Source organism: Myxococcales bacterium (assembly GCA_016720545.1).
In the GTDB taxonomy this organism is placed as follows: domain Bacteria; phylum Myxococcota_A; class Polyangia; order Polyangiales; family Polyangiaceae; genus JAAFHV01.
In genome coordinates this window covers 49039-60609 of record JADKKK010000033.1, presented here as the reverse complement: position 1 = coordinate 60609, position 11571 = coordinate 49039, and the positions used below count along the sequence as shown (strand labels likewise).

Annotated in this window: 8 protein-coding genes and 1 pseudogene; 2 read left to right on the top strand and 7 right to left on the bottom strand. The window is 73.9% G+C overall.

What is annotated here, in order from left to right; translation table 11 throughout:
* From IPQ09_26690 to IPQ09_26665, 6 genes and pseudogenes are all read right to left on the bottom strand, one after another.
* A pseudogene (locus tag IPQ09_26690) lies at window positions 1–454 on the bottom strand (DEAD/DEAH box helicase).
* Between the two features lie 1136 nt (window positions 455–1590).
* Window positions 1591–1941, bottom strand: a complete 351-nt coding sequence (locus IPQ09_26685) for a hypothetical protein (GenBank protein ID MBL0197735.1) — start codon at window positions 1939–1941, stop codon at window positions 1591–1593.
* Between the two features lie 139 nt (window positions 1942–2080).
* Window positions 2081–3067: an NAD(P)H-binding protein gene (locus IPQ09_26680; GenBank protein ID MBL0197734.1), complete on the bottom strand. Its 987-nt coding sequence runs from the start codon at window positions 3065–3067 to the stop codon at window positions 2081–2083.
* A gap of 115 nt (window positions 3068–3182) precedes the next feature.
* Complete coding sequence (gene hemL, locus IPQ09_26675) at window positions 3183–4466, bottom strand: glutamate-1-semialdehyde 2,1-aminomutase (protein ID MBL0197733.1); 1284 nt, start codon at window positions 4464–4466, stop codon at window positions 3183–3185.
* Between the two features lie 40 nt (window positions 4467–4506).
* Complete coding sequence (locus tag IPQ09_26670; protein ID MBL0197732.1) at window positions 4507–7026, bottom strand: protein kinase; 2520 nt, start codon at window positions 7024–7026, stop codon at window positions 4507–4509.
* Between the two features lie 51 nt (window positions 7027–7077).
* Window positions 7078–7755, bottom strand: a complete 678-nt coding sequence (locus IPQ09_26665) for a hypothetical protein (GenBank protein ID MBL0197731.1) — start codon at window positions 7753–7755, stop codon at window positions 7078–7080.
* A 573-nt stretch (window positions 7756–8328) separates the two neighbouring features.
* Between IPQ09_26665 and IPQ09_26660 the strand changes: the two genes are divergently transcribed.
* The gene (locus IPQ09_26660; GenBank protein MBL0197730.1) at window positions 8329–9606 is read left to right on the top strand and encodes a serine hydroxymethyltransferase; all 1278 of its coding nucleotides are present in this window, start codon (window positions 8329–8331) and stop codon (window positions 9604–9606) included.
* A 59-nt stretch (window positions 9607–9665) separates the two neighbouring features.
* Entirely contained in the window at window positions 9666–10604 is a 939-nt protein-coding gene (locus IPQ09_26655; GenBank protein ID MBL0197729.1) for a hypothetical protein, read from the top strand.
* Between the two features lie 167 nt (window positions 10605–10771).
* On the opposite strand, the gene IPQ09_26650 is transcribed toward IPQ09_26655, so the two are convergent.
* A complete protein-coding gene (locus IPQ09_26650; GenBank protein MBL0197728.1) occupies window positions 10772–11515 on the bottom strand; it encodes a sulfite exporter TauE/SafE family protein in 744 nt (247 codons plus the stop codon).
* Window positions 11516–11571: the final 56 nt, after the last annotated feature.

Genomic DNA, 11571 nt, shown 5'->3' with positions numbered 1-11571 from the left:
CCTCCGTCTTCGCCAGGCGAGAGGCGTGCCTCGCCACGAGCTCGTGCGAAACGATCACGATGTAGCGCTCTTGGTTGAAGGGGGTCTTCGGGCGACTCCTTCTCCAGGCGGCGCAAGGCCTGCGCGTCCACCACCTGGCTCGGCAGGTAGAACTTCTCGAGGAGCTCGTTCTGCCATTGCTTGCGGAGGGTTGCGGGGACCACCAGCAAGATGCGCCGCTTGCGCTCTGCCCAGCGCTGCGCGAGCACCAGCCCCGCCTCGATGGTCTTGCCGAGCCCGACCTCGTCGGCCAGCAGCACGCCCTTCGAGAGAGGAGAGCGCAGCGCGAAAATCGCGGCGTCGATCTGCGGGGGTTCAGATCGACCCGCGCGTCGCCGAGGGCGCGCGTGAGGCCGGCCACGTCTTCGAGCGGGGCGCGGCGCCCCAGCTCCTCGGCCCAGAACCGCGCGTGTATCGCGGTCGGCTGCCCGGCGGCCTCGCCAAGCGTCGGGAAGGGCTCGGGCTGCGGCGTGATCTGGGGCGTCTCGCGCGGCGGCGACGCTTGGCGAAGCAGGGTTCGCTGCGAGCCGGCAGGAGGCGGGGGTGCAGGAAGCACCTGCGAGCTCGCGCCGGACGGCACCGCGAGGGCGTCGTCCACATGGAAGATGGCGATGGATCCGGAGACCGGCACGGGCTCCACGCGACGAGGATTGGCGAGCACGTAGGCGAATTGGCCGCCCTCGTCTTCCACGTCGACGACGTCGACCACGCAGACCGCGTGCCCGGCGTGCCGAGAGGGACTCGCCGGAGAGTCCAGTCGCGCGCTCGGCGTCCGCGTCCACCTCGGGCTGCCTCTACCTGCGCGACGATGAGCCCGAGCGCCCCGCGATCTTCCGCGTCCCGTGACCGGCGCCCGAACCCGCCGGTCTCCATCGCCGCATGGGCGATGAGATTCGGTCGTACGCCTCCTTCGACGGAGCAGGGCGCGCACTGGGCGGCTATCGGGCAGGCCGTCGACGGTGTCACGAGCGGCGTGTGCGCCTCGTCCCGGGTTGCCGCGTGCCCAACGGCCCGTTCGCGGACGCGCAGCGGCACCGCTTCTTCCAAAAGGTTTCAGCGAATCGGTGGCGCTTGCGCCCGCTCGTGGGACAGCATCGCTCAACGTCCCGCGTTCCGTTGCACGGCGGCAACGCAGAGGTCGAAGGGCCCGCGCACAGCTTCGTGGGCCCGGGCGTCCGCGACGAGCGGCGCCGGGCGCGGTGTCCGGTTGCCCAGAGCGCGTGACCTTCGCGAGCGGACCGGTGCTCAGAGAGGCGAACCCCGTCGCACCTCGCGGCTGCGCGGGGCACCTGCTGTCCGGGGGCGACGCCCAAAGCGAGCCTGCGCCGGCGGGCTTTGCGTCGGCGGCTCCACGGCTCTCCGCCCCGGCCTTCAGGCCGGCCCCGGAGTGCTGCAGCTCCGAGCCAAAGTTCTCCTACTTCCGCGCCCCGAGCAAGCGCCCCTCCGCCTCAAGCGCGTCCGCGCTGAAGAGCCTCCCCCCTCGGCCTGAGGAAAAGCCTCCCCTCCTTCCCCCTTCGGAAGATCTCGGGCCCGAGGCTCCGCGGCCAGGCGCTACCTCCGAACCCCCGCAGCGCCCGCGTCCGGCGGGACCGGCGGGACCGGCGGGACCGGGAGCGGCGTGGGCGGCGCGCCGTACGGCTGCGCGATGGTCACCATGGGCGGCCCGGCGTCTGCCGGCGTGGGCGGCGCGCCGTACGGCTGCGCGATGGTCTCCTTGCCGCACGCTTGCGCAGACACCGACACCGCGACCACTCCGAACACGAGCGCCGCGCGCGAGAGCCGGCGGCCCGGCTCCGCCTCGGCGACCGTCGCGGCGGGCGGCCGCTCCGCGCCACAGAATGGGCAGGTGGTGTGCTCGGTGCGGACGTGCCGCGTGCACGCGGGGCAGAGAGAGAGCGCCATCCGCCCATGGTGCCAGGGTTCGCGCGAGCGCGTCACGCGAAACGCGCTCGCTCTCTCTCCCGCCTTCGCCGCGCCGCGCCGAGCCCGCCGCCCACGCTCGCGCCAGAGGTCGCGCGGCCGCGGGCGTGGCCTTGAGGGGTCAGCGCGCGAGCTTCGGCGACACGAGCTGGACGGCCGCCTCGATGAGCTTGCCTCCCACGCCGCGCGCGTCGGGCGCGCTGGACTCCTCGCTCATCGCCTTCCGCGCCGCCGCCTCGAACGTCCACTGCGGCTGGTAGCCGATCTCGCCCCAGTAGCGCTCGTCCTCCGGCAGCAGATCGCCCTTGAAGCCGAGCACGAGCTCACGCGCGAGGGAGAAGTCGGCGCGCGTGACGAGCTTCAGCCACCAAGACGACAGCGACACGCTGAGGAACGGGACCGCGACGCCCGGCACGCGCCGGCCGCGAAGCGCCGCGATCGTCGTCAGGATCTGTCGCCCGCTCACCGTGTCGGGTCCGGGGATGTCGTACCAGGCGCTCGCGGGGAGCGGCAGATCGAGCGCGCGGACGAGCGCGACGATCACGTCTTCGAGGGCGATGGGGCGCGTGCGAGAGGCCGTCCAGGAGGGCAGCAGCATCGCGGGGAGGCGCAGCGCGAGGTCCCGGACGATCTGCCATGACGCGCTCCCGTTGCCGACGATCATGGAGGCGCGCAGCTCCACCACGGGGACCGCGCCGGCGCGGAGCACCTCGCCCACCATCAGCCGGCTCTTCAGGTGGGCGGAGGGCACCCCCGCGGGCGCGACGCCGCCCAGGTAGACGATGCGCGCGACGCGGGCAGCCTCCGCGGCTTCGCGCAGCGCGAGGGCCGCTCGCCGCTCGGTCTCGCCGTAGTCGTGCGCGCCGCCGCCCATGGCGTGCACGAGGAAGAAGACGGCGTCGACGCCCGCGAGCGCGCGCTCGAGATCCTCCCGCCGACCGACGTCGCACCGCACCCAGGTGACCCCCGGCGCCTCGTGGGCGCGCCGGAGATCGCGGGTGGTGGCGCGGACGCGCAGCCCCGCGGCCGTGAGCGCGGGGACCAGCGCGGCGCCCACGAAGCCCGTCGCTCCTGTGACGAGGACTAGACGCGTCGGCTCGGTCGTCACGCGACATCCCTACCATGCCGACGACTCGGCCGCGCGGTCGCTTCGCCTTGGACGCCCGCTCCGCCCGCCCGCACCTGCGCCGACTCCGAGAGGCCGGCCGGCGACGATCGCGCGACTACGCGGACGCCTCGAGCGCCTGGCGGGCGGCGACCACGGTCGCGTCGATGTCGGCTTCGGTGTGCGCGCCGCTGACGAACGCCGCCTCGTATTGCGCCGGCGGCCAGTACACGCCGCGCTTCAGCAGCTCACCATGGAAGCGCCCGAAGCGCGCGGTGTCGGAGGCCTTCGCGTCCTCCCAGCACGTGACCGGCCCCTTGCGGAAGAACACAGTGAGCATCGAGCCCACGCGCTGCACGCACGCGTCGGCGCCCGCGCCGTCGATCGCCGCGTGGAGGCCCGCCTCGAGGCGCGCGCCGAGGCGCTCGAGCTTCGCGTAGAGGGCGGCGTCGAGCAGCGCGAGGGTCGCGAGGCCCGCGCTCACCGCGACGGGGTTCCCGCTCAGCGTCCCCGCTTGGTACACGGGCCCGAGGGGCGCGACCTTCTCCATGATCGCGCGCTTGCCGCCGTACACCGCGAGCGGCATGCCGCCGCCCACCACCTTGCCGAGGCAGGTCATGTCGGGCGAGAGGCCCACGCGTCCCTGGTAGCCACCCGCCGAGAGGCGCGAGCCGGTCATGACCTCGTCGAAGATCGAGACGGCGCCGTGTTCCTTGCAGAGCGCAAGGATCGCCTCGAGAAATCCGGGCTCCGGCGGCACGAGGCCCATGTTCCCCACGACCGGCTCCACGATCACGGCCGCGATCTCGCCGCCGCGCTCGGCGAACAGCCGGCGCAGGCCGGCCTCGTCGTTGTAGCCCGCGGTGAGGGTGTTCTTGGCGGTGCCGGCGGGGACGCCCGCGGAGTCGGGCACGCCGAAGGTGGCGGCGCCGGAGCCCGCCTTCACCAGCAGAAAATCGGCGTGGCCGTGGTAGCAGCCCTCGAACTTCAGGACGAGCTCGCGCCCGGTGTGCCCGCGGGCGACGCGGAGCGCGGCCATCGTGGCCTCGGTGCCGCTCGACACGCACCGCAGCATTTCCATGCTCGGGTACCGCGCGATGAGCTCCTCGGCGAAGCGGACCTCGAGCTCGGTCGGCGCGCCGTAGCTCGTGCCGTTCGCGACCGCCAGGGCGATCTCGGCGCGCACCGCGGGGTGCGCGTGCCCCACGATCATGGGGCCCCAGGAGCCGATGTAGTCGGTGTAGCGCGCGCCGTCCGCGCCGTAGAGGTACGCGCCCTCGGCGCGCGCGATGAAGACGGGGCTGCCGCCCACGGCGCGGAAGGCGCGAACGGGGCTGTTGACGCCCCCAGGGATGACGCGCGCGGCGCGCTCGAACAGGGCTTGGGAGATCGGGTCGGCCATGAGCGCGCAGCTTAGCCGCCTTCCCGAACGTAGGGAGTCGCTACTTCGGCACCGTGAACGTGTAGGCCATGGGCTGCGGCCCGCCCGTGAACGCCGGCACCTTGACCCGGAGAAACTGCCCGGTGACGCACGCGCCCACCGGCGTACCGACGAACGGCACCGTGAGCGTGACCGCGCTCACGTGCCCGGCGGGCGCGAACGTGACCGCCGCGGACCCCCGCCCCGACGGCCCACCGGCCCGCTTGCAGATGACGAGCACGCCGTTGGCGGCGTCGAGCTTCGCGCGCGCGACCGAGGGGCTGAAGGCGCCCGGGCCAACCGGCGCCGCCGATGGCTTCGTGGTCGGCGTGGTCGGCGTGGTCGGCGTGGTCGGCGTGGTCGGGCCGCGGCCGCCGGGCGTCGACGCCGCGGGGCGCGCGGGCGCGCTTGGATCCGCGCTCGGCTCCGCGGTCGCGCTCGGCGCGGGGACGCTCGCTGCGGGGACCGCGCTCGGCTCGGCGGTCGCGCTGCTCGGCGCGCTGCTCGTCGGAGACGTCGCCGCGTCAGGGACCGCGAAGATCGACGCGGCGTCGGGCTCGACGTGGGCCGGCGGCTTGCTCACGCGGAGCCCAAGGAAGATCCCGAGGCCGAGCAGGGCCGCGACGACGACCGCGCCCACCACGAGGAGCCCCGCGCGGGACTTCGGCACCTCGACCGGCTCCTCGACGACCGCGGCCGGCTCCGCGGGCACGAACGGCTGAGGAGGGAGCGCGGGGCCCCACGCCGGCGCGCTCGCGCGGCCCACCGAGACCGCCGCGCGCTGCCCGCCCTCGCTCTCGCGCGGCGCGTGCGAGACCTGCGAGGCGTGCGAGGCGACGCCGCCCGGCGGGACGACCGCGAGCGCCTGGGTCGCCGCCTGCGCGGGCGCGTGGGGGAGCGACGACGACCTCGCTCCGAGCGCCGCCGTCGCGGACGCCGGCATCGCCATGGTCGCCGCCAGCGGCCCCTGCCGGGCCAGCACCGGCGCCGGAACGTGGGGCGTGCCCTGCGAGGCGGCCATCGCGCCCTGCGACGTGGGCTGGGGTGCGGTCGGGTGTGCGGCCGAATGTGCCGGCGGCTGTGTGGCCGAATGTGCCGGCGGACGTGTGGCGTGAAGCACCGGCTGGGGAGGCTCGAGGCTCGGACGGCTCGACATCGCGAGCGTCGCGCTGTGCGCGGCGGGTGGGCGCGGGCGCGCCTCGGCCACGGGCGGCGCGGCCACGGGCGGCGCGGCCACGGGCGGCGCGGGCGGCGGCTGTGGCGCCGGAGGGCTCCACGGCGTGGCGTCCGCGCTTGGAACGTGAGCGGGTCTCGGACCACCCTGGACGCCCGGCTCGTGAACCGACGGCGGCGCGGGCCCCTGGCCAAGGAACGTCGCGACGCCCGACGGGGCCGCCGCACGCGCGGCGTCGGGCGCCGGGCCTAGTCTCGCGGTCATGGGCGGTTCGGGCCGCGCGGCGGGAGCCGCAGGGCCGCCCAGGTCGGGTCCGATGCCGAGCGCCGTGCGCTCGCTCTCCGCCTCGATCGCGTCGACGATCGTGCTCTCGGAGCGCGGCCCCGACGACGGCGCGCCGCCCCCGAGCTCCATCGACGCCAGCAGCTGGGTCGGCTTGGCCCCGTCGTCGCTCGGCAGCCGCGCGGCCACTCGGAGCGCGGCCCAGAACTCCGTCACCCCGGGCCATCGCTCGGCCGGGCGCAGACACAGCGCGCGCGCGAAGACGGCGGTGACCTCCGCCGGCAGCGAGAGGCCCACACCCGACGGCGACGGGCGCGTGGTGGGATCGAGCGCTCCGTTCGCGAAGTCGCCGAGGTGCTGCCCGGTCATGACCCCGCGCCCCGCCAGCGCCTCGAGGAGCACGAGCGCGAGCGAGTACACGTCGGTGTAGGGGCCCACCGGCCCGAGGCGGTCGTCGAACTGCTCCGGGGCGCCGTAGGCCGGCGCGAAGATGCGTATCTGCCCGAGGGTCTGGGCGCGCGGCCCCACCGCGAGGCGCGACTCGTCGAGCACCTTCGCGACGCCAAAGTCGAGCACCTTCAGGCGAGGCCCGGCGATGGTGTTCGTGAGGAAGAAGTTCCCGGGGTTCAAATCTCGATGAATGACCCCCTGGGACTGCGCGTAGCTCAGGGCGTCGGCCGCCGTCGCGAACAGGTCGAGGACCTCGGCGAGGGAGCGCGGCTCGTGGGCCTCGAACTCGGCGGCGAGCGAGCGGCCGTCGAGCCACTCGAGGATCATGTACGGCACGAGCTCTCGCGTCGCGGGCGCCACGGTGGTCCCCGCCGCGATGGTGCGTGCAATATGCAGGTTTCCCTGCGACAGCTTGTAGTGGAGGCGGCTCTCGTCGCGGAAGCGCTGCACGAACGACTCGACGAGCGGCGCGCTGAGCTGCGGGGGCAGCTTCATGCACTTGATCGCGATGGGCTCCGACAGGCCGAGGTGCTGGCCGGCGTACACCACGCCGAACCCACCCTCACCCACGAAGCGCTCGACGCGGTACTGGCCGTCGAGGATCTGGCCGACGAGTCCGAGCGGATCGGGAGTCACGCCGCGAGCGTATCAGCTTCGCTCGCGGTGGGCCCGCTCACCTGCAACCGCTCAAGGGCCGCCGTAATACGTGAGCCGCGCGGCGAGCGTGCCGTAGTTCACCTGCGAGGTCGTCGTGTAGGCCGTACGGTAGCTCAGCTCCGGCGCGAGCGACACGTGCCCGCCGAGCAGCGAGAACAGGCTCGTCTCGTAGAAGAGGCCGATGCCGAGGGCCGACTGGAACCCCTCGATGGTCGTGTAGCCGCGGGGGGCGTTCTTGGCCTCCTCCTTGTTCTCCTCGTTGACCCTCGCCTGGATCTTCACGTTGCCGACGCCGAGATCGGCGGCGATGCCAAGGTGCGCCAGGGCTTGGATCTTGGGGAAGGCGACCACCGCGGGGAAGGCCTCGACGCGGAAGCCCGTGCCGCCCGCCGCGATCTCCCAGTCGTCGTTCTTGAAGCCGCCGCCACCGAACAGCACACCGAAGTTGAAGTAGTCGGTGAGGGCTCCGCCGATGACCATCTGGAAGCCACCGCCGAGCATCGCCCCCGAGCTGGCGAAGTAGGCGGGAACGCCTATTTTCTGGACGTCGTTCGGATAGCCCGACGCCGCGCCAACGGACTGCCCGAACGCCAGCGTGAGCATGAAGCCCTTGCGGTAGCGGTGCTTCACCTTCCGGCGCTCAGGGTCGGTCTCGAGCGGTGCGAGCGCGGACGCAGGCAGCGGCGGGGGAGGCGCGGAGACGGCCATGATCGCCGTCCCGGGTTCGCGCGCGGGCCCAGGCGCGGGCGCAGCGACGGCAGGCGGAGCGGCGGCGGGCGCGGCACCGGTGGTAGGCGCAGGGGGCGCGGGTGACCCAGGCGCAGGGGGCGCGGGTGACCCAGGCGCAGGGGGCGCGGGTGACCCAGGCGCAGGGGGCGCGGGTGACCCAGGCGAGGGCGGCGCGGGTGACCCAGGCGAGGGCGCGCTGCCGGACGAGGCCATGGGCGCCCCCGCCGGCGCGTCCACCGTGGCCTGCGCCCACACGACCTCAGGGACGGCTGCGAGCGCCCCAACGAGGGCCGCCACGAGCGCGCGGTGCCCGCGCGACGCGACCCGCGGGCCGCCGTCGCGGGCCATCGAAGTGGAGAGGGGGGAAAAGAGCCGTCGTTTCATGGACCTTCGTGGCGGGCGAGGCACGGGCAGGATGCCCGCTTCAGGCCGCCCTGTAAAGCGAGCGCGTCACGCGCCTCGTCGCACGCGCACCGCCGGGCGACAAGTAGCAGAAGGTGCGCGCCTGTTTTCGGGGTGACTCGACCCCGCCCTCTCGGTTAGACCCGCCGAATGTCCGAGCGCGACCCCTCCCTGGCTGTGCGCGATCCCGAGCTCGCCGATCTCATCGCGCGCGAGAACCTGCGCGAGCACGAGAGCCTACGCCTCATCGCGAGCGAGAACTACGCGTCGCGCGCCGTGATCGAGGCGACCGGCTCCTGCCTCACCAACAAGTACTCCGAGGGGTACCCGGGCAAGCGCTACTACGAGGGCCAAGAGGTCATCGACCAGGTCGAAGAGCTCGCGATCTCTCGGCTCAAGACCCTGTTTGGTCGCACCGCGGTGGACGCGACGGGCCTGCACGTCAACGTGCAGCCCTACTCCGGCAGCCCCGCGAACCTCGCGGTGTACCTGGCGTTCTGCAAGCCGGGCGACACGGTGATGGGCCTCGCCCTGCCCGCGGGCGGCCACCTCACGCACGGCCACACGGTCAGCATCACGGGGAAGTACTTCAAGAGCGTCCCCTACGGGGTGCGCGCGACGGACCACCGCATCGACCTCGACGAGGTGCGCGCGCTCGCGAAGGAGCACCGGCCCCGCGTGCTGTGGGCGGGCACCACCGCGTATCCGCGCACGCTCGATTGGGCGGCGTTCCGCTCGATCGCCGACGAGGTGGGCGCCGTGCTCGCCGCGGACATGGCGCACATCTCGGGGCTCGTCGCGGCGGGGGTGCACCCGTCGCCCATCGGCGTCGCCGACGTGGTCACCTCGACGACCCACAAGACCTTCCGCGGTCCGCGCGGGGGCATGATCTTCTGCAAGGCGGAGCACGCCAGCGCGATCGACAAAGCGGTGTTCCCCGGCCTCCAGGGCGGCCCGCACAACAGCGCCACCGCCGGCATCGCCGTCGCCGCGGGCGAGGCGCTGCTGCCGTCGTTCGTCGACTACGCGAAGGCCGTCGTCGCGAACGCGCAGCACCTCGCGGCGGCGCTCATCGCCCGCGGGTTCGCCGTCACCACCGGGGGCACCGACAACCACCTCATGCTGGTCGACATGACCTCGAAGGGAACGACCGGCAAGGTGGCGGCGAAGGCCCTCGACCGCGCGGGCATCGTCCTCAACTACAACGCGGTGCCGTTCGACCCGCGCAAGCCCTTCGACCCTTCGGGCATTCGCCTCGGCACGCCCGCGGTCACCTCGCGCGGCATGGGCACCGCCGAGATGGAGCGCCTCGCAGACTGGATGGACAAGGCCTGCACGTCGCCGGGCGACGCCGAGCTCCTCGCGCGGATCGCCGGCGAGGTCCGCGAGCTCTGCGCCGGGTTCCCCGCCCCGGGCCTGCGGCTGTGATGGCGCGGCGACCCTCGCCCCCGCGTCGATCGCCGCTCGCGGCCGCTGCCACCGCGACGATGGCCTTCGCCCTGTCGTGGCCCGCCGCGGTGCACGGAGAGCCGTCCTCGGTCGCGCGCGTGGCGCCCGTCGCGGCGCGTGCGAGGAGCGCCGAGGCCGAGCTCCGAGCGGCCGTCGCGTCCGCGGACCCCGTCACCTCCGTCGCGTACGAGCGGTGGCACGGCACGAGCTTCGGGGCGTACCTCGCGCCCACGGGCACGTTCTGGACCGACGACGGCGGCATCGACGTCGTGGTGCACTTCAACGCGGCCATGCTCGCGGGCCGCTCGTGGCAGACCAGCGGGGCCAACGCCGTGATCGTGAGCGCGGCGTTCGGGTCTTTCGGGAGCGGCGCCTACCAAGAGGCGATGGCCGATCCCGGCCGTTTTGGCCGCATGGTGTCCGAGGTCGTCGCCTCGGTCGCCGCGCAGCGGAAGCCGGGCACGAAGCTCCACGTGCGCCACCTCGGCCTCGTGGCGTGGAGCGCGGGGTTCGGCGCGGTGGGGCGCATCCTGGCCGTGCCTCGCTACTTCGACCAGCTCGACAGCGTCATCCTCCTCGACGCTTTGCAGGCGGGCTACAAGGACCCCTCTCGCGGCGTAGGTCAGGGCGCCGACCACGTCTCTCTCACGGGGCTCGCTCCGTACATCCGCTTCGCCCGCGAGGCGATGGCCGGTCGCAAGCAGCTCGTCGTGACCCACACGAGCATCGTCCCGCCGCAGTACGCGAGCACCACCGAGGCGGCGACGGCGCTGGCCGCGGCCGTCGGCGCGGTGCTTCACCCGACGAGCGAGGCGCGTGGTGCGATGGTGCGCACCTACCGCGTGGACGAGGGTGGGCTGCACCTCCACGGCTTCCAGGGCGCTGGCCCCGGCGACCACATGCGGCACCTGCACCTCGTAGGCGACGTCGCGCACGAGTTCTTGGTCCCTCGGTGGGCCGGCGCGATGACGCCGTAGGAGGCGGGTGCCCAACGTTGGCGACCCCCCTGACCTCGGCCCCGACCCCGACCCCGACCGCCCCTCGACCCCGACCGCACCCTCGACCCCGACCGCACCCTCGACCCCGCCCTCGCCCTCGCCCCCGCACGCGGCCCCAGGAGCCAGACGTGCACGGCCCCACGCGCTCACCCCGCGAGCGCCGCGCGCGCACACACCACGACGCCGGCGACCAGGAGGACCGCGAAGACCCCGGTCGCGAAGCGCTCCTTCGGGATGCGCACGTGCGCCTGCTCGCCCGCGAAGATCCCCAGCGCGACCGACGGCAGCAGCAGCGCGCTCACCCGCAGCGTGCCACCGTTCACGGCCCCTCGGACCACGTAGGTCGTGACGAGGGCGAGGTTCATGATGAGCCACAGCGCGCTCAGGGTGGCGCGGAAGCGAGCCTTGTCGCCGCCGAAGCGCCGCCCGGCGACGTAGACCGCGACGGGCCCTCCCGCGCCGAAGGCTCCGTGCATCGCCCCGGCGAGCAGCAGAAGCACCGTGGCGATCGGCGTCGGCAGGGCCGGCGGGCTCTCCTCCGGCACCTTGGGCCGCGCGAGCTCGCGCACCGCGAGCAGCACGACGAACACCCCGAACGCGCCCCTCAGGATCCGCCCGTCGATCCCCCGCGAAGCGAGGACGCCGAGGGGCAGACCGAGCAGCATGAGCGGCAAGAGGCGCAGCCCCAGGAGCCGGAGGTCGATGAACTTGGCGTGGCGCGCGGCGAGGAACGCCGAGAGGGTCACGTTCACGGGGATCACCCGGAAGAGCAGCTCGTCGAGCGGCATGAGGAGCACGCCGAACGAGACGACGATCACGGTGCCCCCGAAGCCAAGCGTGGCCTCGACCGCGAACGCGACGAACACGAGGAGCGCGAGCGCGAGCGTCACGGCGGGCCCCTACGCACGCGCGCGACCGACGCACGGAGAGCTGGGCGGCATGGGCT

Excerpts from the sequence above, each read along its gene's own strand:
- IPQ09_26655 (MBL0197729.1), top strand. The coding sequence starts at position 9,666 with ATGGCCTTCGCCCTGTCGTGGCCCGCCGCGGTGCACGGAGAGCCGTCC.
- IPQ09_26660 (MBL0197730.1), top strand. The coding sequence starts at position 8,329 with ATGTCCGAGCGCGACCCCTCCCTGGCTGTGCGCGATCCCGAGCTCGCC.
- hemL (MBL0197733.1), bottom strand. The coding sequence starts at position 4,466 with ATGGCCGACCCGATCTCCCAAGCCCTGTTCGAGCGCGCCGCGCGCGTC.
- IPQ09_26685 (MBL0197735.1), bottom strand. The coding sequence starts at position 1,941 with ATGGCGCTCTCTCTCTGCCCCGCGTGCACGCGGCACGTCCGCACCGAG.
- IPQ09_26665 (MBL0197731.1), bottom strand. The coding sequence starts at position 7,755 with ATGGCCGTCTCCGCGCCTCCCCCGCCGCTGCCTGCGTCCGCGCTCGCA.